The sequence below is a fragment of the Pseudomonas sp. LBUM1661 genome (assembly GCF_059695925.1).
In genome coordinates this window covers 1660224-1682936 of sequence record NZ_CP166794.1, presented here as the reverse complement: position 1 = coordinate 1682936, position 22713 = coordinate 1660224, and the positions used below count along the sequence as shown (strand labels likewise).

Here is a 22713-nt window from a genome sequence, read left to right as displayed (position 1 = left end):
TCGTTCTTCGCGAGCAAGCCCGCTCCAGAACAGCAAAAACCCGCCATCCCCTTTCACCGGGATGGCGGGTTTTGTCGTTTCAGATCAAACCGTATCCACCTTCAACGAATGATCATTGAGCATCCCGTTGATAATCGTCGCCGTATCATGCCCCCCGGCAACCACCCCGCCCGCCCCCGGCGTCACCCCGTAATGGCTGGCCAGGTTCACCCCGGCGAGGTCGATGGTCTGGTTCGGCGCAGCGCCGGCCATGCCGCTGACGTCGATGCTGGTGACCAGTGATGCGCCGCTGCCGGTGATTTTGAAGTGCAGGTAGTCATCCAGCGAGGCGGCGGTGCCGTTTTCGCCTTGCAGCAGTTGCGACAGGTCGAGCTTGTCGGTGCCTGGGGTGAAGTCGGTGACGACGTCGTGGCCGCTGTTGCCTTTGAGCCACTGGAAGGTGTCGGCACCGCTGCCGCCGGTGAGGGTGTTGTTGCCCAACCCGCCGATCAGGAAGTCGTCCCCGCCCCCGCCCTTGAGAATGTCGTCACCCAAGCCGCCGTTGATGATGTTGCTGTTGTTGTCACCGGTGAGGCTGTCGTTGAAGTTCGAACCGGTGAGGTTTTCGATCCCCGTCAAGGTGTCGGTGCCGGCGCCGAGGGTGTTTTGTGCAGTGAGCAGGCTCAAGTCGACAGTGACCCCGGCCGTGGCGTGGGCATAACTGGCGGTGTCGTTGCCAGTGCCGCCGTCGAGCAGATCGTTGCCGGCACCGCTGAACAGCAAGTCATTGCCGGCGCCACCGTGCAGCTCGTTGGTGCCTGAACCGGCGGTAAGCACATCGTTGCCGTCGCCGGCATTGATGACGTTGTTGCCCGTGCCGGCTATCAACACATCATCGCCCGCCGTGCCGGTGAGGGTGTGGCCTTCCTGATAGCTGATGGTCACGCCGGCGCTGTCGCTGCCGCCATGGTTGTCGTTGGCGGTGTAGGTGCCGTGGTAGTCCGGGGTGATGTCGTGCGCCCCGGCATAGTTGACGGTCATGGTCAGCTGGTAGTCTTCCGAGCCCTTGCCACCGCTGCCCGAACCATTGTCATCGATGTTGATGAGATGGATCTGGTAGGTGCCGTCCGCCGCAGCGGTGATGGTCTGGCCATCAGCGATGGGAATGAACGCGCCACCATTGACCGAGTACTCCATGACGACATGACCGGCGGTCAGATTGTGATCAAGGTTGAGGGTTTCACCCTGCTTCAGATTGACGGTGATACGGTCTTCATCGTTGGCGCTGCTGGTGGAGACCTGGCCCAGATAACCACTGACCACCAGCACCGCCGTCATGGTGGCCGCGTTGGCAGCAAAGGCGCTGCGCACATTCGCCAATGCCTGGTTAGCCGCGAGGTTGCCGCTGTTGGCAAAACTGATGAGGCCACTGCCGGTGAAATCTCCGCCCTTGGCGATCCAGCCGGTGTTGAAGGTCGTCGGCGAGGCCGTGAGCTGATCGCCGTTGGGATCGGTGTCGTTGGCCACCAGCAAATCACCCGGCACCACGACACTGCCCGACAGCACGTTGGTGATGACGTGATCATCGACCGCCACCGGCGGCGCGTTCGGAAGAACTTTGACCACCAGCGTGGAGCTGGCCAGGTCGCCGTCGTTGTCGCTGACGCTGAAGCCGATGTTTTCGGTGAGCACCACCCCCGTGGTTTGTTGCGAGGTGTAGGTGTACTCGCCGGTGTCGAGGTTCACCACCAGCGTGCCTTTGTTATCGGTGGCGATGCTCAGGGTGTTGTTGACCGTGTTGAACGTGCCGTGGTTGAGGCCACCGCTGAAGGCCAGCGAGCCCTGGTTGCTGTTCCCTTTGGGGTCAAAGGTGTAAGTGGTGCCGTCCACCGTGATGGTTTTGATGAAACCGCCATCGGCACCGAACGTGCCGCCCTCACCCAGCAGCGAGCCAGTGACCGGCGCGCCGACCACGGTGCCCGACAACACCGAATTGAGTTGGTTGAGGTCGGTCACCACCACGGCGTTGGTGTTGGTGTGGGAACTGCCGTCGTAGGCCAAGGGATCGAGGTTGGCGTTGCTCACGCCGCTTCCCAGGCCAATCGCGTAGTTCTTGATGTCATTGGCGTCGAGGAACGCTTTCCAGGCCGCCTCATCCGCAGCACTGATCGTTCCAATGTTGGGCTTGCCGTCGGAGAAGAAGTAGCCGACGTTCTGTGCCCCCGTCAGTTTTCCGCTGGTGTCGAACGCGTCTTGCGCCACGGCCACGGCCGCGTCGTAGTTGGTGTTACCGCCCGGTGTCAGGCCGGCGATGATTGACTTGGCCGTGGCGACATCGACCCAGACCGAAGTCTTGTCGGTGGCGCCGGTGCTGAAGGTGACGATCTGCACTTTCACATCGCCCAGGTCGTCGTACTTGTCGAGCAAGGCGCTGATCGCCTTTTGGGCCAGCTCCAGTCGCGACAGGCCACCCACACGGGAAGCTTCGGCCATGCTGCTGGACACATCGATCACCAGCAGCAGGTTGGAGTCGATCTCCATGGCCGCCACCGAACGTTCCGACGCCACGGCTTTGGGCACGTCATCGACGATGTTGACCACGATGGTGCTGGTGGTGCTGTTGCCCAGTGCATCGGTGGCTTTGTAGGTGAAGCTTTCGCTCAGGGTGTTCGGTCCGTCGTTGGCGTTCGGTGAGGTTTTCGGCGCCGAGGTCAGGGTGTAGGTGTAGGTGCCGTTGGGGTTGAGGAGGATTTGCCCAAAGGTGCCGGTGGCGCTGCCGACCAGCGTGTACGTCACGGCGCCACTGGCGCCGGTGACCGAGCCGACCAACGTGCCGGAAGCGGTTTCGCCGGTGTTGCCGGGCTCGCTGCCGGTGACGGTGCCCGCCGCCAGGTCCTGGCCGTCCTTGCTCAGGTCGAGGGCTTTTTCGTAGACGGTCACGTCGGTATCGGTGACCGCCCTGATGCAACTGTTGCTGACATCGATGGTGATGGTGGTGGTGCTTTGATCGCCATCGGCATCGCGCACGGTGTAGGTGAAAACATCGGTCGCACCGGGACCGTTCACGGCGTTCGGGTTGCTGTGATAAACCGCGTTGCCATTGGCATCAAGGGTCAGGTAGCCGTAGGTGCCGTTGATTTGTGAGCCGAGGCCACCAATGGCCGAGGTCGAGGTGTCCGCGCCTGCACGTACGCCGACCACCGCACCACTGAGCGCCGGGCCGTCGGCACCGCCGATGTCGTTGTCCAGCACGTTGCCGCTGACGGTGCCGCCTTCTACCACGCTCGCCGAATCCGCTTTTGCGGTCGGCAAATCATCGACGATGTTGACGTTGATTTGTCCCGACGCAGTGCTGCCATCGCTGTCGGTGGCCACCACGTTGATGTTCTCGGTGAGGCTGTTGGCACCGTTGGCGTTCGGGTGGGTTTCGTTATCCACCAGGGTATAGCTGTAGCTGACGACGCCAGTGGCCGGGTTGTAACCGGTGATGGTCAGGGTGCTGCCCAACGGCGTAACGGTCGATTGCGGGAAGCCTGCCGCCACACCGCCGGTCAACACACTGATGCCGCCCACGGTCAGGGTTTGCAGGCCGTCGAGCGCGGTGACGGTGAACGTACCGCTCTGGGTCAGGGCTGCCGCGTCTGGATGGGTGCCGTCGCTGAGGTTTTTCTCGTAGACCGTCAGTTCGCCACAATCAATATCCAGGCCCTTGATGATGACGGGGTCGTTGTTGTTGTGGATGTTCAGCACCAGTGTTGCGGTGCTGGTGTCGCCGTCCGAATCAGTGAGGGTGTAAGTGAAATTTTCCGTGCCGTTGCCATTGCCGTGCAGCGCTTTGAAGTCGGCGTCGCTGGTGTTCAGGGTGTAGGTGTACGTACCGTTGGCGTTCAACACCAGGGTGCCGTAAGTACCGGTAAAGGTGCCGGGAGTGACGGGGCCGGCGTTCGGGCCGATCGGTACGCGGTCGGCACCTTGCACGTCGTTGGTCAACACGTTGCCGTCGAGGGTCAGCAAGGTTTCCGACGCCGTGTGGACGTTGCTGTCGTTCACCGCTTTGGGCACGTCATCGACAATGTTCACCACGAGGGTGCTGGTGGTGCTGTTGCCCAGCGCATCGGTGGCTTTGTAGGTGAAACTTTCGCTCAGGGTGTTGGCGCCGTCATCGGCGTGGGGCGTGGTGCTCGGCGGCGTTGTCAGGGTGTAGGTGTACGTGCCGTTGGGGTTGAGCTGGAGCTGCCCGTACGTGCCGGTGGCGCTGCCGACCAGGGTGTAGGTGATCGCGCCAGCGGCGCCGGTGACCGAACCGACCAACGTGCCGGAAGCGGTTTCGCCGGTGCTGCCAGGCTGGCTGCCAATGGCGGTGCCGGGCGCCAGGTCCTGACCGTCCTGGGTCAGATCAAGGGCTTTCTCGTAGACGGTCACGTCGGTATCGCTGACCGCTTTGATGCAGCTGTTGCTGACATCGATGGTGATCGTGGTGGTGCTTTCATCGCCATCGGCATCGCGCACGGTGTAGGTGAAAACGTCGGTCGCACCGGGGCCGTTCACGGCGTTCGGGTTGCTGTGATAAACCGCGTTGCCATTGGCATCGAGGGTCAGGTAACCGTAGGTGCCATTGATCTGTGAACCGAGACCACCAATGGCCGAAGTCGAGGTGTCGCTGCCGGCGCGCACGCCGACCACCGCGCCACTGAGGGCCGGGCCGTCAGCGCCGCCGACGTCGTTGTCCAGCACGTTACCCGACACCGTCGCCCCCTCGGCCACCGAGGCGTGATCCGGGTTGGCGGTGGGCAGGTCGTCGACGATGTTGACGTTGATCTGCCCCGACGCGGTGCTGCCGTCGCTGTCGGTGGCGACCACGTTGAAGTTCTCGGTGAGGCTGTTGGCACCGTTGGCGTTCGGATGGGCTTCGTTGTCCGCCAGGGTGTAGGTGTAACTGACCACGCCCGTGCTGGCGTTGTAACCGGTGATGGTCAGGGTGCTGCCCAACGGCGTGACGATCGACTGCGGAAAGCCCGCGGCCACGCCGCCGGTGACCACGTTGATCCCGCCCACGGTCAGGGTTTGCAGACCATCGAGGGCGGTCACCGTGAAGGTGCCGCTTTGGGTCAGTGCCGGTGCATTGGGGCTGGTGCCGTCACCGAGGCTTTTCTCGTAAACGGTCAGTTCGCCGCCATCGGCATCCAGACCGCCAATGGTCACCGGGTCATCGTTGTTGTGGATGTTCAGCACCAGTGTTGCAGTGCTGGTGTCACCGTCGGAATCGGTGATGGTGTAGACGAAGTTTTCCGTGCCGTTGCCATTGCCGTGCAGTGCTTTGAAATCGGCGTCGCTGGTGTTCAGGGTGTAGGTGTACGTGCCGTTGGCGTTGAGCACCAAGGTCCCGTAAGTACCGACGAAGGTCCCGGGGGTGATCGGCCCGGCACTCGGGCCGACGGGCACGCGGTCGGCGCCTTGCACATCGTTGGTCAGTACGTTGCCGTCGAGGGTCAGCAAGGTTTCCGAGGCCGTGTGGGTGTTGCTGTCGTCCACGCCTTTGGGCACGTCATCGACGATGTTCACGTCCAGATTGCCATTGGCCGTGGTGCCGTTGTCATCGACCACGACCACGGCAAATTGCTCGGAAATGCTGTTGGCGCCGCTGGCGGTCGGATGCGCTTCGTTATCGGCCAGGGTGTAGCTGTAGCTGACCACGCCGGTCGCGCTGTCGTAGCCGGTGATGGTCAGCGTGCTGCCCAACGGCGTGACGACCGATTGCGGGAAACCTGCGCTCACGCCGCCGACCACCACGTTGATGCCGCCCACGGTCAGGGTTTGCACACCGTCGAGGGCGGTGAGGGTGAAGGTGCCGCTTTGGGTCAGCGCCGTGGAATTCGGAGCGCTGCCGTCGCTGAGGTTCTTTTCGTAGACGGTCAGCTCGCCGCCTTCAGCGTTGAGGCCGCCAATCGTGACCGGGTCGTCGTTGTTATGGATGTTCAGCACCAGGTTTGCGGTGCTGGTGTCGCCGTCGGCATCGGTCAGGGTGTAGGTGAAGGTTTCCGTGCCGCTGCCGCCACCGTGCAAGGCTTTGAAGTCGGCATCGTTGGTGTTCAAGGTGTAGGTGTAGGTGCCGTTGGGATTGAGTACCAGGGTGCCGTAAGTCCCGGTGAACGTGCCGCCGATAATCGGCCCGCTGCCAGGGCCGGTGGGAATGCGGTCTGCGCCCTGGGAGTCGTTGGGCAGCACGCTGCCGGTCAGGGTCACCAGTGTTTCCGAGGCGGTGTGGGCGTTGGTGTCGTCGACGGCCTTGGGCACATCGTCGGTGATGTTGACGTCCAGCGTGCCAGTGGCCGTATCGCCGTTGGAATCACCGGCCACCACCGTGAACTGTTCGCTGAGGTTGTTGATGCCGTCACCGGCCGAATGGGTTTCGTTGCCGTTGAGGGTGTAGCTGTAACTCACCACGCCCGTGGCCGGGTTGTAGCCGGTGACGGTCAGGGTGTTGCCCAATTGAGTGGTGATCGATTGCGGGAAACCGACGACCACACCGCCGCTGATCACGTTGATCCCGCCGATGCTCAGGCTGGTCAATCCATCAGGTGCAGACACGGTGAACGTGCTGTTCTGGGTCAATGCACCGGGGTTGCTGGCCGAACCGTCGGCCAGGTTGGCTTCGTTGAGGGTCAGCTCACCCCCCACCACTGAAAGCCCGGTGAGGGTGACCGGGTTGTTCGGTACCGGCGGAATAACGCCGGTGCCGCCGGCACCTGCACCGTTGTCGCCGTTGTCCGGATCACCGGCCAGACGTTCCAACGGGAATTCGGGAATGCCATTGAAGCCTGCGGTAGGGAACCCGATAGTCGGGTCGACCCGACCGCCCACTTCTTCGAGCATCACGAAACTGTGCCCGCCACCCGCCGCTCCGGGCGCCCCGGTTGACGTCGGGCCGGCCGCTGTAGCTTCACCGGTCTGGGTCGGGTCATCCCCCGCCGCGATGGCTTTTTGCAGTTGCTCGACATCCGTCAGTTGCGCCTGAGTCGGCGTCACCGCTTCAGCGGTGTCGACGTGGGGCGCCTGATGCGCGAGTAACTGGGAGGTCATTTGCAGGCTGCTGCCACGCCCGAGCGTCAGTTCCTGGCCATTTTGCAGGTGCACCGCCACCGCGCCTTCGGCCCCGGTGATCAGTTGATCGCCGGCGAACAACCGGTCCCCCTCGACCAAGGCACGCCGGGTGCCGTCGCTTGCTTGCGCGAACACCTGACCAATGACCTTACTGACGATACCGATGAGCGTAGCCATGTGCATTTCCTCCGCTGCCAACCGCTGTCGGCGCCCTGTTTGTGCGAAGAACTGCTCATGGTGTAAGCGGGTTGACTGGCGGATCGTCTGCCGGAAAGCGGTTACTTGAAGCAAGCCGCTGCCCCGGCGACGTTCTCGCCAAGCATGTCGCTCGTGGGCGACGTGTCCGGTTCGGGATAAAACCCTATGCAATCAACAGCATCGGGATCCACTTCCAACACAACTGCCCTGTGAACGATTCGTAACAGTCCTGATCCACCAAAGTGACAAAAAACCGTCGCCACCAGACTGTTCCGTTTCCCTCCCCTCCAGCACTTCTCCGCTCTATGTCGCTAAGTGGATGAAACTATCCTCAGGCCCGAAATGAACAACCTAAAGCTCATAAATCAAGGGCTTTCGGAGTGAACAATGTGCTGGATTTTGCAGAGCGCATAAGTTTTTTTTGGCATAGGCGTTATGAAAAACAGTTCTTAGGTTCTCTCTAGAATGTTCTTAGCTCTGTTGTTACAAGCATGAAACGGTTTTACCTATAAATGCCGTCAAATAATTGGCGACTGATAAGCACCATCAGGACTTCAGGGAGATGTATCCATGCGCGCCTTAACCCCTCTTTGCAGCGCAATTCTGTTGGCTATGGCCTTCACGTCCCACGCTCAAGCCATGTCATTGACCGAAGCGATCCAGAGCACCATTGCGACTCACCCGGAGCTGGCGTCGCGGGTGGACAGTCGCCTTTCGGCCGATGAAGACGTGAAAGTCGCCAAAGGGGGCTTTTATCCATCGGTTGATCTGAATGCCGCCTACGGGCGCGGGTACAGCGATAACACCAACACCCGGGCGTTCGGCAATCACCACACCGAAATCCTCACCTACACCCAATCGGAGCTGCGTCTGCGGCAGATGCTCTTCGATGGTTTCAACACCCCCAACGAAGTCGAACGCACCAAAGGCGTGGTCAACTCCCGGGCCTATTACGCGCAAGGCACCGCTCAGGATCTGGCCTTGCGCACCACCGAGGTTTACCTCGAAGTGCTCAAGCGCCGCGAGCTGGTGACCCTGGCCACCAACAACCTGCAAGCGCACCTGCGGGTCAATGACCAGATCGGCTTGCGTACGCAGCGCGGTATCGGCAGTAACGCCGACTCCGACCAGTCCACCGCGCGCCGGGCACTGGCGCAGAACAACCTCGACACCGCCGAAGTCGATCTCGCCGATGCCGAGTCGAATTTCTACGCCGTGGTCGGGCGCCTGCCCGATGAACTCGAAGCACCGCCGTCGATCCGTGGTGAACTGCCCACGTCCCTGCCGGAAGCACAGCAGAGCATGGTGGAAAACAACCCGTACCTGAAATCCGCCCAGGCCGACGTGCAATCGGCCGAGAGCCAGTACGAAGTCGCCAAGTCGCCGTTCTACCCACGCTTCGACGCCGAAGCCGCGGTGGGCGCGAACAACAACGTGCAGGGTGAAGAAGGTCACGACAACGAGTGGCGGGTGGGCATCGTGATGAACTACAACCTGTTCCGCGGCGGCAGCGACAAGGCGCGCCTGCAGTCCGATGCGCACAAGATCAATCAGGCGATGGACATCCGCAACAACGCCCTGCGCCAGCTCAACGAGAACATTCACCTGGCCTGGAACGCCATGGTCAACGCGAAGAAACAAACCCCGACCGCCCGCGAATACGCTGACACCAGCCGACGCGTGCGCGTGGCGTATCAGGACCAGTTCGGCCTCGGCCAACGCACCCTGCTCGATTTGCTCGACAGTGAAAACGAGCTCTACAACGCCAACCGCCGCTACACCGAAGTGCGGTACACCGAGGAGTACTCGATGTACCGCGTGCTGGCGAACATGGGCCAATTGTTGAGCAAGCAACGGGTGGTGCTGCCCGCCGATGCGATCGCCCAGACCGAAGTGAAAAGCGAAGCCCGTCTGCCTGAGCTGAGATAGCCCACTGGAGCGATCACTGTGACCAGCTTGCAATCCGGCAACACCGGTGTCGATCCACGCCTGAGCTTCGATGACCCGCTTCTGGACGGTCTGCTGATTCTCTGCAAACTTCATGGCGCGACGGTCAGTCGCGCCAGCCTGAGTGCCGGGCTGCCAATGGCACACCAACGCATGAGCCTGGACCTGCTGCCACGTGCAGCGGCCCGGGCCAGTTTGCAGGCGCGTGTGCTGTGCCGAAACCTGGCGGATATTTCCGCGCTCAACCTGCCCGTGATGCTGATCCTCAACAATGGCCGCACCGCGATTCTGCGGCGCTACGGCGAGGACGGTCGCTTGCTGATTCTGCCCAGTGAAGCCGACGGCGGTGAGCAATGGGTCAGCCGTGAAGAACTGGCCGAAAACTACAGCGGCCAGGCGCTATTCGCCCGCCCGCGTCACGAACTCGAAGACCTGCGCTCGCCGCTGGTGCCACGCGTGGAAGCGTGGTTCCGCGACACCCTCAAGCTGTCGAAATGGCTGTACAGCGATGCGATCCTGGCCAGTTTCCTGATCAACCTGCTGGGGCTGATGGTGCCGTTGTTCGTCATGCAGACTTACGATCGTGTGGTGCCCAACCAGGCGACGTCTACCTTGTGGGTGTTGTCCATCGGCTTGCTGATCGGTACCGGTTTCGAACTGGTGCTGCGCGTGGTGCGCGCGCACTTGCTGGACACCGCCGGGAAGAAAACCGACGTGATCCTGTCCGCCACGCTGTTCGAACGCATCACCGGCATGGCCATGAAAGCGCGGCCCGCCACCATCGGCGGTTTTGCCCAGAGCATTCATGACTTCCAGGGCCTGCGCGAATTCCTCACCGCCGTGACCCTGACCAGCCTGATCGACCTGCCTTTCGCGGTGCTGATGCTGGTGGTGATCGGCCTGCTCGGCGGCTGGCTGGTGGTGATTCCGCTGCTGGCGTTTCCGATCACGATCATCTTCGCCATGATCATTCAGGTCCGTCTGCGCGACACCGTGCAGAAAAGCCTGAGCCTCGGCGCCGAACGCCAGGCGCTGCTGATCGAAACCCTCGGCGGCCTGGAAACCCTCAAGGCTTGCAGCGCCGAAAGCGAACGCCAGCACAAATGGGAAAGCACCCACGGCGCCCTCACCCGCCTCGACAGCCACGCGCGCAACCTCTCGGCGCTGGCCACCAACGGCACGCTGTTCATCCAGCAATTTTCCGGCATGGCGACCATCGTCGCCGGCGTCTACAGCATCATCGCCGGCAACCTCAGCGTCGGTGCGCTGGTGGCGACCTACATGCTCGGCAGCCGGGTACTCGCACCCTTGGGACAGATCGCCGGGCTGATCACGCGCTACCAACAAGCGCAATTGACCATGAAAAGCACCGATGCGCTGATGTCCTTGCCGCAAGAGCGCGACGCCAAACAGCGGCCGCTGGATCGCACACAACTGCACGGCGCACTGGACGTCAGTGGCGTGACGTTCCACTACAACGGCCAGAATGCGCCGGCGCTGGCCAACGTCAGTTTCAGTGTGAAACCCGGCGAACGGATCGGCATCATCGGCCGCAGCGGCTCGGGCAAAAGCACCCTGGCGCGGCTGGTGATGGGGTTCTATGCGCCGGAAGAAGGTCAACTGCTGCTCGACGGCCTGGACCTGCGGCAACTGGACGTCGCCGACCTGCGCCAGCAAATCGGCTACGTCGCTCACGACTTGCCGCTGCTGGCCGGCAGCCTGCGCGACAACCTGACCCTCGGCGCACGTTACATCAGCGATTCACGGATGCTCGAAGTCGCCGAACTGACCGGCGTTACCGAACTGGCCCGCCAGCATCCCCAAGGTTTCGACCGGCCGGTGGGTGAACGCGGGCAACTGCTGTCCGGTGGTCAACGCCAGGCGGTATTGCTGGCCCGGGCCTTATTGCTCGACCCGCCAATCATGCTGCTCGACGAACCCACCAGCGCCATGGACAACAGCAGCGAAGACGTTCTGCGGCAAAAACTCCACGGCTGGGTCCAGGGCAAAACCTTGCTGCTGGTCACCCACCGCACCTCGATGCTCAGCCTGGTGGATCGGCTGGTGGTGCTGGACAACGGGCGGATCGTCGCCGACGGTCCGAAAGAAGCGGTCATCGATGCACTGCGCAAGGGCCGTGTCGGCTCTGCGGCTGTCTAGGAGCTAGCCATGGCCCGTTCATCCTCCGACACGTCCAAGGACAGGGGTTACTTCGGCAGTTTCAGCAAAAGCGCCGAAAGCGAATTCATGCCGGAAACCGCTGGCGCCTCATTGCAAGACTCCCCGCGGTGGTCACGAATCACTGTGTGGCTGGCTGCCGGGCTGATCATTACCGCAGTGATCTGGGCCAAGTTCGCCGTGCTGCAAGAAGTCACCACGGGCGAAGGCAAGGCGATTCCGTCGAGCAAGGTCCAGGTGATCCAGAACCTGGAGGGCGGCATCGTCACCGAGATCTTCGTTCGCGAAGGGCAAATGGTGAACAAGGGCGATACGCTGCTGCGCCTGGACGACACGCGGTTTCTGTCGAACAAGGGCGAAAGCGAGGCGGATCGTTATGCGCTGACGGCGCAGGTGGAACGGCTGTCGGCCGAGGCGGAAGGCCGGCCGTTCAAGCTGTCGCCGGAAGTGATTGCCAAGGCACCGCAAGTGGCCGAAGACGAACGCTCGCTGTACGAACAACGCCAGCGTCGACTCGCCAGCGAGCAGCGCACCCTGAGTGAACAACTTCGACAAAAAACCCAGGAGCTGGCGGAATTCCGTTCGAAACAAGGCCAATACAGTTCCAGCCTGGGACTGTTGCAGCAAGAGATGAATATGTCGGCGCCGCTGGTGGGCACCGGGGCGGTTTCGCCGGTGGAAATCCTTCGGCTCAAACGCAGCGCGGTGGAAATTCGCGGCTCGCTGAACGCCACGACCCTGGCGATTCCCCGTGCCGAATCGGCGATCAACGAGATCAAAAGCAAGATCGACGAGTCGGAACAATCCTTCCGCTCGGACGCGGCGAAAGAGCTCAACGAGAAACGCACCGACCTGTCGAAAATCACAGCGTCGAGCATCGCCATCGACGACCGCGTGACCCGCACCACGGTGGTCTCGCCGGTGCACGGGATTATCAAGGTGCTGAAGGTCAACACCATCGGCGGCGTGGTCCAGCCCGGCAGCGACATGGTGGAAATCGTGCCGCTGGAAGACAACCTGCTGATCGAAGCCAAGGTCCGGCCACAAGACGTGGCGTTCCTGCATCCGGGGCAGAAGGCGATGGTCAAGTTCAGTGCCTACGACTACACGATTTATGGCGGGTTGAGTGCCAAGCTTGAGCTGATTGGCGCGGACACGATTACCGATGACAAGGGCAACAGCTTTTATCTGATTCAGGTAAGGACTGATAAGAATCACTTGGGTGGTGATGTGAAACCGCTGCTGATTATTCCGGGGATGGTGGCGACGGTGGATATCATTACTGGGGAAAAGAGTGTGTTGGATTATTTGCTCAAACCAGTGTTGAAGGCGCGGACTGAGGCGATGCGGGAGCGGTAGTCTCTGGCCAGGATTTGCTGTGATTGTTCTACCGCTATCACGAGCAGGCTCGCTCCCACAGTGGATCGCATTTCTTCTGGAAGAACTCGGTCGAATGTGGGAGCGAGCCTGCTCGCGATGAGGCCCGCACAGGCAATGATCATTTCGGCCCATGATTACGCAAAAAGGTCTCCTCCCCCATCGCTGCAATCTGCCCCTCGATCAACGCTTCGAACGGTTTTAACAACGGCTCGAAAGAGCTTGGCGATTCGAGAATCTGCAACGCCTGCACAATCGCTTCCACCGTCGACAACGCCCCAGGCCCCGGCGCCTTGCGCAATCGATACCGCGACACGCCGCCATCCACCAAGGTCACTCTGGGCAACGCCGCCAATAACGGATTAAGGTGCAACATCTTGCGCGCCTTGCGCCAGGTGCCGTCCGGGACCACCAGCAGCAGCGGTTCGTCGGTTTCGCGGTAAGCCTGCAATGGCTGCGCTTCCTCACCCGGAAACAGCAACCGCGCCTGATACCCCGATTGATTCAACAACCCCGGCAACTCCTCAAACACCTCGCCCACGATCAACTCGGCATTGTTCAAGCCCAACGCCGCCAGCCGTGCGGTGTTCAGCGCATGGTTCACTTCACTCGGATGTTGCAACAGCAACACCCGGGTGCGGCTGTCGAGGCTCGGGATCAGCGGGCACAGGCAATGCGTTTGCGGGCGCAGGCAACGGGAACACTGGATTCTGGACATCGATCAAGCCTGATTCAGTTGTGCTTTAAGTAAGTCGCGGAAGGTCTGGATCAGCGGTTCGCGGCTGCGGCCACGGCGCACGATCATCGAGAACGGTGCCTGGTAACCAAACGTCGCCGGCAGCAAAACCCGCAGGTCTCCCTTGTCGGCCCAGGCCTGGGCGTAGTGCTCCGGCAGGTAACCGATGTAGGCACCGGACAGCACCAGAATCAACTGCGCCTCCATACTTTCCACGGTCGCCGCGCTGTGTTTGAAACCGTGCCGGGCCAGCTCGGCCTGGCTCCAGTAGCCGCGACCGACCATGCGCTGCTGCGTGATGACTTGCTCGGGAATACGCCGCTCGGTGAACAGCGGATGCCGGCTGCTGCAATACAACCAGTGTTGTTCGCGGTACAGCGGCATGTAGACCAGCCCGCTCATGCGTGTGGAGAACGCGCCGATGGCCAGGTCGAGGCGGTTGTCCTGCACGCCGAGTTGCAGTTCGTACGGGCTCATCACCGACAAGTGCAAATGCACCGCCGGGTGCTCCTGACTGTAGGCGCCGATGGCTTCGGCAAACGGCAAGGCCTTGTCGCTGACGGTGGAGTCGATCACCCCCAGGTTCAGCGTGCCGCGCAATTCGCCCTTGAGTGCGGCAGCGTACTGCTCGAAACCTTCGAGCTCGCCGAGCAGGCGCAGGGTTTCCTGATGGAACAGCTCGCCTTTGCTGGTCAGGCTGAAACCACCGCGACCGCGATGGCAAAGCACCAGGCCCAGCGCTGCTTCGAGCTGGCTCATGTAGGTGCTGATGGCCGAGGTCGAGAGGTTGAGCTCTTGCTGCGCGTTGGCAAACCCCTGATGGCGGACCACGCTGACGAAGATGCGCAATAGTTTCAGGTCGGGTAAAGCGTTGGCCATGGAGCACTCCAGCAAAAACGTATCAACGACGAGGTCCCTGTAGCAGCTGCCGAGCCCGCGCCGCCGAACACAGCCTCGCAGGCTCGACAGCTGCTACGTCTAATACCGTCAGTCTATCGGCACACTTTCCATTAGTTTAGAAAAATCTGAACTAAGTATTTGCCCGTAGCGATTCTTCCCGGCCACTACATTTCGCAGAATCGGCCCACAGCGGTACCCGTGTCTCCCCGACCGGCGTAACCGACATAAATAAAACAACGACGATGAGGCCTTACCCGTGGACAAGATTCTTCACCAACCACTGGGCGGCAATGAAATGCCGCGCTTCGGCGGCATCGCCACCATGATGCGACTTCCCCATGTGCCCACCGCTGCCGGTCTGGACGCTGCTTTTGTTGGCGTTCCGCTGGACATCGGCACTTCGCTGCGCCCCGGCACCCGTTTCGGGCCTCGCGAAATCCGCGCTGAGTCGGTAATGATTCGCCCGTACAACATGGCGACCGGCGCTGCCCCATTTGACTCGCTGTCGGTTGCCGACATCGGCGACGTGGCAATCAACACCTTCAACCTGCTGGATGCCGTGCGGATCATCGAAGAATCCTACGACAACATCCTCGAACACGATGTGATCCCGCTGACCCTGGGCGGCGACCACACCATCACCCTGCCGATCCTGCGTGCCATCCACAAGAAGCATGGCAAGGTTGGCCTGGTGCACATCGACGCTCACGCTGACGTGAACGATCACATGTTCGGCGAGAAAATCGCCCACGGCACCACCTTCCGTCGTGCTGTCGAAGAAGGCCTGCTGGACCCGGACCGCGTTGTGCAAATCGGTCTGCGCGCCCAGGGCTACACCGCTGATGACTTCAACTGGAGCCGCAACCAGGGCTTCCGTGTGGTTCAGGCCGAAGAGTGCTGGCACAAATCCCTGGCGCCGTTGATGGCTGAAGTTCGCGAGAAAGTCGGCGGCGGGCCGGTGTACCTGAGTTTCGACATCGACGGCATCGACCCCGCCTGGGCGCCAGGTACCGGCACCCCGGAAATCGGTGGTCTGACGACCATTCAGGCGATTGAAATCGTCCGCGGCTGCCAGGGCCTCGACCTGGTCGGTTGCGATCTGGTAGAAGTCTCGCCCGCTTATGACACCACCGGCAACACCTCACTGCTGGCCGCCAACCTGCTGTACGAAATGCTCTGCGTACTGCCTGGCGTGGTCCATCGCTGAGGATCGGTCATGAACCAACGTGATCAGGTTTTGAACGCGGCGGCCGATCTGGTCTGCGCCTTCGCCCGTAACGATCGCGAAGCCTACTTCGGCGCGTTCAGCGCCGATGCCAGCTTCGTCTTCTACACCCTCGAACAGCCTCTGCTGTCGCGCGATGCCTATCAGGCGTTGTGGGACACCTGGCGTTCCGAGGACGGCTTCGAGGTGCTTTCGTGCACCTCAAGCAACGCCTTCGTCAGCCTGCAGGGTGACGTGGCGATTTTCATTCATGACGTGGCCACCGAGCTGCGCATGCAAGGGGAGCAACACTTCAGCCAGGAGCGCGAGACGATTGTTTTCAAGAAACAAGCGTCTGGCCAAGAACAACAAGGCCTATGGCTGGCCTGCCACGAACACTTGTCCGCCTTGCCGGAAGGGCTGCCAACCCCTTAGCCAAACGGGTGACGCTCACGCACGATGAGCGCGCCTTTATGATCGGAGCTGATCATGAATAACAACAACAAAGACCAAAGCCTTACGCAAATCGAAACCTACGGGGTCGAACAGATCCCGGACAGCGAACGCACCGCAGGCCCGACGGATTTGTTCCGGATGATCTTCGGCGGTTCCAACACCTTTGCCACCGCCGTGCTCGGCAGCTTCCCGGTGCTGTTCGGCCTGTCTTTTCAGGCCGGCGTCTGCGCCATTGTGCTGGGCGTACTGCTGGGCTCGCTGATCCTTGCGCCGATGGGCCTGTTCGGTCCGATCAATGGCACCAACAACGCCGTGTCTTCCGGTGCGCACTTCGGCGTGCACGGGCGGATCGTCGGTTCGTTCCTGTCGCTGCTGACCGCCATCGCCTTCTTCTCGCTCTCGGTGTGGAGTTCGGGTGATGCGCTGATCGGTGGTGCCAAACGCTTGATCGGTCTGCCGGAAACCGACTTGACCCTGGGCCTGGCCTACGGTCTGTTCGCGATCCTGGTACTGGCCGTGTGCATCTATGGTTTCCGCTTCCTGCTGTGGGTCAACAAGATCGCGGTGTGGAGTGCCAGCCTGCTGTTCCTGCTGGGCATCTTCGCGTTCGTCGGGCCGTTCGATGTGAACTACGCCGGCACCGTGAGCCTGGGGCAACCGGGTTTCTGGGCGGCCTTCATCGGCGCTGCGCTGGTGGCGATGAGCAACCCGATTTCCTTCGGGGCGTTCCTCGGTGACTGGTCGCGCTACATCCCTCGCGAAACGCCAAAAGGCCGGATCATGGCGGCCGTGGTGATCTCGCAGATCGCCACCTTTATCCCGTTCCTGTTCGGCCTCGCCACTGCCACCATCGTAGCGCTCAAGGCGCCGGACTACATCGCCGCCAACAACTACGTCGGCGGCCTGCTGGCCGTTTCGCCGAGCTGGTTCTTCCTGCCGGTGTGCCTGATTGCGGTGATCGGCGGCATGTCCACCGGCACCACCTCGCTGTATGGCACCGGGCTGGACATGTCCAGCGTGTTCCCTCGCGTGCTGTCGCGGGTCAAGGCGACGTTGCTGATCGGCGTGATGTCGATTGCGTTCATCTTCATCGGACGCTTCGCCGCTAACCTGGTGCAGAGCGTGTCGACCTTCGCCGTGCTGATCATCACCTGCACCACTCCGTGGATGGTGATCATGATCATCGGCCTGGTCGTGCGTCGCGGCTTCTACTGCCCGGATGACCTGCAAGTCTTCACCCGCGGCGAGAAAGGCGGTCGTTACTGGTTCACGCACGGTTGGAACTGGCGTGGTCTGGGTGCCTGGATCCCGAGTGCGCTGGTAGGTCTGTGTTTTGTGAACCTGCCGGGGCAGTTTGTCGGTGTGCTGGGCGATCTGGCCGGCGGCATCGACGTCAGCCTGCCGGTCACCCTCGGCCTGGCCTCGCTGGTGTACCTGACGCTGCTGAGCCTGTTCCCTGAATCGGGGGAAGTGTTTGGCCCAAACGATGCACGCAGTAAGGGCACGGATTCGCTCGCTAAACCGTCGGTGCGACAAGTCGCCTGATCAAACGCATTACCTGTGGGCGCCGGCCAACCCGGCTCCCACAGGGATTGATTTTCGCCTCACCATAAAAAAGACAATCGGAGACACGCCATCATGGCATTGGATTTATTCGTCGTACTCATCTACGCCGCCGCGATGCTGATACTCGGCTACTACGGCATGCGCAAAGCCAAGACCAACGAAGACTTTTTGGTCGCCGGTCGTAACCTCGGTCCAAGCCTGTACATGGGCACCATGGCCGCCACCGTTCTGGGTGGTGCGTCCACCGTCGGCACCGTGCGTCTGGGCTACGTCCATGGCATCTCCGGTTTCTGGCTCTGCGCCGCACTGGGCTGCGGGATCGTGGCGCTGAACCTGTTCCTCGCCAAACCGCTGCTGAAACTGAAGATCTACACCGTTACCCAGGTGTTGGAGAAACGCTACAACCCGATGGCCCGCACGGCGAGCGCGGTGATCATGCTGGCGTATGCGCTGATGATCGGCGTGGTCTCGATCCTGGCCATTGGCACCGTGCTGCAGGTGCTGTTCGACCTGCCGTTCTGGCTGTCGATATTGGTCGGCGGTGGTGTGGTGGTGATTTACTCGGCGATCGGCGGCATGTGGTCCCTGACCCTGACCGACATCGTCCAGTTCGTCATCAAGACCGTGGGCTTGATGTTCATCCTGTTGCCAATCTGCCTTTACCGCGTCGGTGGTTGGGATGAGTTGGTGTTGAAACTGCCGGCCACCGCCTTCAGCTTCACCACGATTGGCTGGGACACCATCATCACCTACTTCATGATCTACTTCTTCGGGATCCTGATCGGTCAAGACATCTGGCAGCGTGTGTTCACCGTCAAGAGCGCCAAAGTGGCTCAGGTCGCCGGTACATTCGCAGGCTTCTACTGCATTCTTTACGGACTTGCCTGCGCCCTGATCGGCATGGCCGCTCATGTGCTGATCCCGGACCTGGACAACGTCAACAACGCGTTCGCCGCCATCGTCAAATTGTCCCTGCCGGACGGTATTCGTGGCCTGGTAATCGCTGCCGCACTGGCGGCCATGATGTCCACCGCCAGTGCCGGCCTGCTCGCAGCCGCCACTACCCTGACCGAAGACCTGCTGCCGAAACTGCGCGGCGGTAAACAGTCGAGCCTGGGCATCAACCGCCTGTTCACCCTGCTGACCGGCATCGCCGTGCTGGGTATCGCGCTGGTGGTCAACGACGTGATCAGTGCCTTGACCCTGGCCTACAACCTGTTGGTGGGCGGCATGCTGATCCCGCTGATCGGCGCGATCTTCTGGAAGCGCGCAACCACCGCCGGCGCTATCGCCAGCATGGGCATGGGCTTTGCCACCGCGCTGCTGTTCATGATCAAGGACGGTATGGACGCTAACACCCCGATCTATTACAGCCTCGCCGTAGGCCTCGTGAGCTTCGTGGTGGTCAGCTTGCTGTCCCCTCGTCCAGCAACCGTGGCCAGCGCCGCCTAAGCTGAACATAACGACTTGATGCTTTCTTCGACGGGTGTGGCGTCGGTTGCCACACCCGTTTTTTTTCGTCTGGAGAAAACCTTAGATGAAGATTGTTTCTCGCGACCAGTGGTTCGAGGTCAAACAGCTGAGCGACGGCATTCGCTTGATTCACGAGCCGTACATTCGGCCCTTTTATCGCTGCAACCTCTGGCACATACAGGGTCGCGACAAGGACCTGCTGCTGGACAGCGGTTCCGGGCTGGTGAGCCTGCGCGAACAACTGCCGTGGATCACCGAGCGGCCGCTGGTGGCGGTGGCGAGTCATTGCCATTTCGACCACATCGCCGGGCATCACGAATTTCCCGAACGCCTGGTGCACCCGGCCGAGGCGCAGATCCTGGCCGCGCCGGACGGTGACAACACCTTGAGCACAGCGTTCGTCGGCGACGATATGTTCGAGGCTCACCCCGACTGCCCGTTGTGCTACGCCGAGTATCGGGTCAAGGCCGCGCCAGCGACTGGTTTGATAGAAGAAGGTAACGTGCTGGACCTGGGTGACCGGGTGCTGCAAGTGCTGCACACACCGGGGCATTCGCCGGGTGGCATCAGCTTGTACGAAGCCGCCACCGAGACGCTGTTCAGCGGCGACATCATCTACGACGGGCCGCTGATCGAAGACGCCTACCACTCCAACCTCGACGATTACGCTCGCAGCCTGCAACGCTTGCACGCGCTGCCGATCCGCACGGTGGATGGCGGGCATTTCGGGAGTTTTTCCGGGGAACATTTGCGCACGATGATTGACGAGTGGCAGCGCCTGCACGGCTGAAGCCTGCTGTACTCAAACCCAGGGAAAACAACAATAACGCCCTCGAAGAGCCACCATGAAAAAAGCCGCCGTGCGTGCCGCCGTGCATCGCTTGATCAGCCGCCTGCTGGAAGGTCGGGAGGATTTCGACGACAACGCCAGCCTGGCGCAGTTGGGATTGGATAAAGAAGACATCGAAGAGCTGATCTTCCATCTGGAGGATGAGCTGGGGTTGACCGCGTTTACGGCCGAAGAAGACCGGATGCTCAAGACGGCGAGAACGGCGAATGACTTGAGCCGGTTTTTGCTGGAGATTGGGCGGCATTGAGACCGCCCGTCACCTTGGATTTGCCCGCTTATCTATCGCTGCGTTTTACCTTTAGCAGCTGTCGAGCACCGCGAGGCAGCGTTCGTGGGCGGAGCCGCCGTGAAATCAGCCGACGCGGTGTGTCAGGAAAACCTCGCTTTCAGGTTTTACGACGGCTGCGCCGCCGAACGCAGCCTCGCAGGCTCGGCAGCTGCTACAGAGCCGAAGGCAGTCTCGTAGGCTCAGCTGCATCGCGCTTACCGGCGGCGCTGCTGGCGTCGGCGTTGTTCGTCGTCAGTGCGAATAGGCACAGGTTGCAGAGGCGGTTCGATCAAACCGAGTGCGACACCCAGGTCGTGCAGCCAGTTTTGGATTTTCTCTTTCATGGTGCCCCCTTCAGGGTAGTGCCGAGCGACCAGAATTCTGTAGTCGCTTCGCACTGATAATAGTCGGAAGTCCTACGCATTGCTCGGCAAAAGTCGCAATGATCTGTTACTGAATTGATCAAAATACCTGACCGTTAGTTCAAGCCGCCCGATCAGTCCTGGCCAAGCGCTTTGCGCAAACGGCGGCGCACCCACTGCTCAGCGCTGACAAAGGTGATACCGAGCAACACCAGCACCGCACCGATCACGAAGTTGGTGCTCAGTTTTTCGCCCAGCAGCACCACGCCAAACGTGACGCCGAACAGCGGCGTCATGAACGAGAACACCGCCAGGTTCGCCGCCAGATAGCGGCGCAGCAGCCAGAACCACGTCAGGTAACTGAAGAACGACACCACCAAACCCTGAAACAGCACACTGGCCACCGCGACGGTGGTCAGGCTCACGTGGCTGACCTGACCGCTGGCGATCGCGATCAACAGCAGGCCGACGAAACCGACAATCAACTGATAGAACAACGTCAGGGTCACCGGCGCTTCCGACAGGCGCGAAGCACGCACCACCACCGTGGTCGCACCCCAGGAAGCGCCGGCCAGCACGCCCAGTGCGTCGCCCAGCAACATGCGGTGATCGAGGTTGTCCCACGACACCCCACCGGCAAACGCGATGGCGATCCCGACGAAAGCGAGGAAAATGCCCAGCCACTGGACGGGCCGTAAACGTTCGCTCGGCAACAGCCAATGAACGCCCAATGCAGTGAAGATTGGCGCGGTGTAAAGGAACACCGACATGTGCGCCGCCGTAGTCAGTTGCAGGCCTTCGGAAATGAAGAAGAACTCCAGGCCAAACAGTGCACCGGCCAGTAAGCCGCCGCGCCACGTACTTGGGACTTGATCCCAACCCCCCTTCCAGCAGATCAGTAATCCTACGAGCAACGCGGAAATGCCCGACCGCCCGGCGGCCTGCATGACCGGGGCAATGTCAGGCGCCGCCCACTTGATCATCACCTGCTGCACGCCCCAGATCAGGCATAACCCGATCATCACTTGCAGGGCAAACCCATCGGCGCTACGCCGGGTGGCGCTCACCGGACAACCTCGACAACACAATCCATGGCAGGGACTCGACAGTAAAAAGCAAAGCCCCGGCCTGCTTGTTGAACAAACGGCGCCGGGGCGAAAAAATCATGCTGTCGATTATTAACCACTTGGCCAGAAAAAAGAGCCCGAGGGAGACCTTTAAATCGCCATCAGCGTCATCCGGCCGTGGCCGGTGAGCGGTCAGCTCAGCTCGATGCGGTCGGCATGAATGACGATCTGGCCGTTCTTGTACAGCGCACCGATCGCCTTCTTGAAGTTGCCCTTGCTGACACCGAACATACTGCTGATCACCGTCGGGTCGCTCTTGTCGCTGACCGGCAACGTGCCGTTGTTATCGCGCAACTTGGCGAGGATCTTCGAGTTCAGGCTGGTGGCGGCTTCTTCGCCGACCGGTTGCAGGCTCAGGCTGATCTTGCCGTCGGCGCGGACTTCTTTGATAAAGCCCTTCTCTTCTTTACCGGCGCGCATGAACTTGAAGATTTCGTTCTTGTGGATCAAGCCCCAGTGCTTGTTGTTGATGATGGCCTTAAAGCCCATATCGGTGGCTTCAGCAACCAGCAAATCAACTTCCTGGCCAGGGGTGTAGTTGGCCGGGGTCTTGTCCAGGTAGCGGTCCAGACGCGCTGTCGCGGTGATGCGGCGGGTGTGCTTGTCGAGGTAGACGTGCACCACCACGTACTCACCGGCGGTCATCTGGCGTTTTTCTTCGGAGTACGGCAGCAACAGATCCTTCGGCAGACCCCAATCCAGGAACACGCCGATGCTGTTGACTTCAACGACTTTCAAACTGGCGAATTCACCGACCTGAACTTTCGGCTTTTCGGTAGTTGCGATGAGTTTGTCATCGCTGTCCAGATAAACAAAAACGTTGAGCCAATCTTCATCTTCGCTGGGAATATCTTTGGGGATATAACGATTAGGCAGGAGGATTTCGCCGTCCGCGCCACCGTCCAGATATAAACCGAAGTTAGTGTGTTTAACCACTTGCAAACTGTTGTAGCGCCCGACTAAAGCCATTTCCAATACCCTCATTGCGTGG

Annotated in this window: 15 protein-coding genes; 9 read left to right on the top strand and 6 right to left on the bottom strand. The window is 61.1% G+C overall.

Annotated elements, in window-relative coordinates; translation table 11 throughout:
- Positions 1-84: 84 nt before the first annotated feature.
- Positions 85-7257 (bottom strand): retention module-containing protein, encoded by a 7173-nt coding sequence (locus ACA057_RS07610; protein WP_497347179.1) that lies wholly within the window; start codon positions 7255-7257, stop codon positions 85-87.
- Positions 7258-7848: 591 nt separating this feature from the next.
- Here ACA057_RS07610 and ACA057_RS07605 point away from each other — a divergent pair.
- Genes ACA057_RS07605 through ACA057_RS07595 form a run of 3 tightly spaced genes read left to right on the top strand, consistent with a single transcriptional unit; the run spans position 7849 to position 12762 of the window.
- Positions 7849-9207: a TolC family outer membrane protein gene (locus ACA057_RS07605; protein WP_497347177.1), complete on the top strand. Its 1359-nt coding sequence runs from the start codon at positions 7849-7851 to the stop codon at positions 9205-9207.
- Positions 9208-9225: 18 nt separating this feature from the next.
- Entirely contained in the window at positions 9226-11385 is a 2160-nt protein-coding gene (locus ACA057_RS07600) for a type I secretion system permease/ATPase (RefSeq protein WP_497347175.1), read from the top strand.
- Positions 11386-11394: 9 nt separating this feature from the next.
- Positions 11395-12762 carry an HlyD family type I secretion periplasmic adaptor subunit gene (locus tag ACA057_RS07595; RefSeq protein WP_497347173.1) on the top strand — a complete coding sequence of 456 codons (1368 nt, stop codon included), beginning with the start codon at positions 11395-11397 and terminating at the stop codon, positions 12760-12762.
- Between the two features lie 139 nt (positions 12763-12901).
- On the opposite strand, the gene ACA057_RS07590 is transcribed toward ACA057_RS07595, so the two are convergent.
- Both ACA057_RS07590 and ACA057_RS07585 read right to left on the bottom strand, forming a co-directional pair.
- Positions 12902-13498, bottom strand: coding sequence for a tRNA-uridine aminocarboxypropyltransferase (locus ACA057_RS07590; protein ID WP_497347171.1), 597 nt, complete (start codon positions 13496-13498; stop codon positions 12902-12904).
- 3 nt (positions 13499-13501) lie between these two features.
- On the bottom strand, positions 13502-14395 hold the full coding sequence (locus ACA057_RS07585; protein ID WP_007945995.1) for a LysR family transcriptional regulator: 894 nt from the start codon (positions 14393-14395) through the stop codon (positions 13502-13504).
- A gap of 277 nt (positions 14396-14672) precedes the next feature.
- Between ACA057_RS07585 and speB the strand changes: the two genes are divergently transcribed.
- The 6 genes from speB (at position 14673) to ACA057_RS07555 (ending at position 20212) form a co-directional block, all read left to right on the top strand.
- A complete protein-coding gene (gene speB, locus ACA057_RS07580; protein WP_045058686.1) occupies positions 14673-15623 on the top strand; it encodes an agmatinase in 951 nt (316 codons plus the stop codon).
- A 9-nt stretch (positions 15624-15632) separates the two neighbouring features.
- Positions 15633-16055: a YybH family protein gene (locus tag ACA057_RS07575; RefSeq protein ID WP_497347169.1), complete on the top strand. Its 423-nt coding sequence runs from the start codon at positions 15633-15635 to the stop codon at positions 16053-16055.
- Positions 16056-16109: 54 nt separating this feature from the next.
- Positions 16110-17621 carry a purine-cytosine permease family protein gene (locus tag ACA057_RS07570; protein WP_497347167.1) on the top strand — a complete coding sequence of 504 codons (1512 nt, stop codon included), beginning with the start codon at positions 16110-16112 and terminating at the stop codon, positions 17619-17621.
- Positions 17622-17714: 93 nt separating this feature from the next.
- Positions 17715-19094, top strand: coding sequence for a sodium:solute symporter family protein (locus ACA057_RS07565; protein WP_497347165.1), 1380 nt, complete (start codon positions 17715-17717; stop codon positions 19092-19094).
- A gap of 85 nt (positions 19095-19179) precedes the next feature.
- Positions 19180-19905, top strand: a complete 726-nt coding sequence (locus tag ACA057_RS07560) for an MBL fold metallo-hydrolase (RefSeq protein ID WP_497347163.1) — start codon at positions 19180-19182, stop codon at positions 19903-19905.
- 55 nt (positions 19906-19960) lie between these two features.
- Positions 19961-20212, top strand: a complete 252-nt coding sequence (locus tag ACA057_RS07555; RefSeq protein WP_497347161.1) for an acyl carrier protein — start codon at positions 19961-19963, stop codon at positions 20210-20212.
- Between the two features lie 236 nt (positions 20213-20448).
- On the opposite strand, the gene ACA057_RS07550 is transcribed toward ACA057_RS07555, so the two are convergent.
- From ACA057_RS07550 to ACA057_RS07540, 3 genes are all read right to left on the bottom strand, one after another.
- The gene (locus ACA057_RS07550; RefSeq protein ID WP_007914492.1) at positions 20449-20577 is read right to left on the bottom strand and encodes a PA1414 family protein; all 129 of its coding nucleotides are present in this window, start codon (positions 20575-20577) and stop codon (positions 20449-20451) included.
- A 152-nt stretch (positions 20578-20729) separates the two neighbouring features.
- The gene (locus ACA057_RS07545) at positions 20730-21662 is read right to left on the bottom strand and encodes a DMT family transporter (RefSeq protein WP_497347159.1); all 933 of its coding nucleotides are present in this window, start codon (positions 21660-21662) and stop codon (positions 20730-20732) included.
- A 192-nt stretch (positions 21663-21854) separates the two neighbouring features.
- Entirely contained in the window at positions 21855-22691 is an 837-nt protein-coding gene (locus ACA057_RS07540; RefSeq protein WP_497347157.1) for a CvfB family protein, read from the bottom strand.
- Positions 22692-22713 lie beyond the last annotated feature (22 nt).

Bases quoted from the DNA above. Each gene is read 5' to 3' on its own strand.
- ACA057_RS07590 (WP_497347171.1), bottom strand. From the start codon at position 13,498: ATGTCCAGAATCCAGTGTTCCCGTTGCCTGCGCCCGCAAACGCATTGC.
- ACA057_RS07540 (WP_497347157.1), bottom strand. From the start codon at position 22,691: ATGGCTTTAGTCGGGCGCTACAACAGTTTGCAAGTGGTTAAACACACT.
- ACA057_RS07595 (WP_497347173.1), top strand. From the start codon at position 11,395: ATGGCCCGTTCATCCTCCGACACGTCCAAGGACAGGGGTTACTTCGGC.
- ACA057_RS07610 (WP_497347179.1), bottom strand. From the start codon at position 7,257: ATGGCTACGCTCATCGGTATCGTCAGTAAGGTCATTGGTCAGGTGTTC.
- ACA057_RS07560 (WP_497347163.1), top strand. From the start codon at position 19,180: ATGAAGATTGTTTCTCGCGACCAGTGGTTCGAGGTCAAACAGCTGAGC.
- ACA057_RS07570 (WP_497347167.1), top strand. From the start codon at position 16,110: ATGAATAACAACAACAAAGACCAAAGCCTTACGCAAATCGAAACCTAC.
- ACA057_RS07585 (WP_007945995.1), bottom strand. From the start codon at position 14,395: ATGGCCAACGCTTTACCCGACCTGAAACTATTGCGCATCTTCGTCAGC.
- ACA057_RS07565 (WP_497347165.1), top strand. From the start codon at position 17,715: ATGGCATTGGATTTATTCGTCGTACTCATCTACGCCGCCGCGATGCTG.
- ACA057_RS07605 (WP_497347177.1), top strand. From the start codon at position 7,849: ATGCGCGCCTTAACCCCTCTTTGCAGCGCAATTCTGTTGGCTATGGCC.
- ACA057_RS07550 (WP_007914492.1), bottom strand. From the start codon at position 20,577: ATGAAAGAGAAAATCCAAAACTGGCTGCACGACCTGGGTGTCGCACTC.
- ACA057_RS07555 (WP_497347161.1), top strand. From the start codon at position 19,961: ATGAAAAAAGCCGCCGTGCGTGCCGCCGTGCATCGCTTGATCAGCCGC.
- ACA057_RS07575 (WP_497347169.1), top strand. From the start codon at position 15,633: ATGAACCAACGTGATCAGGTTTTGAACGCGGCGGCCGATCTGGTCTGC.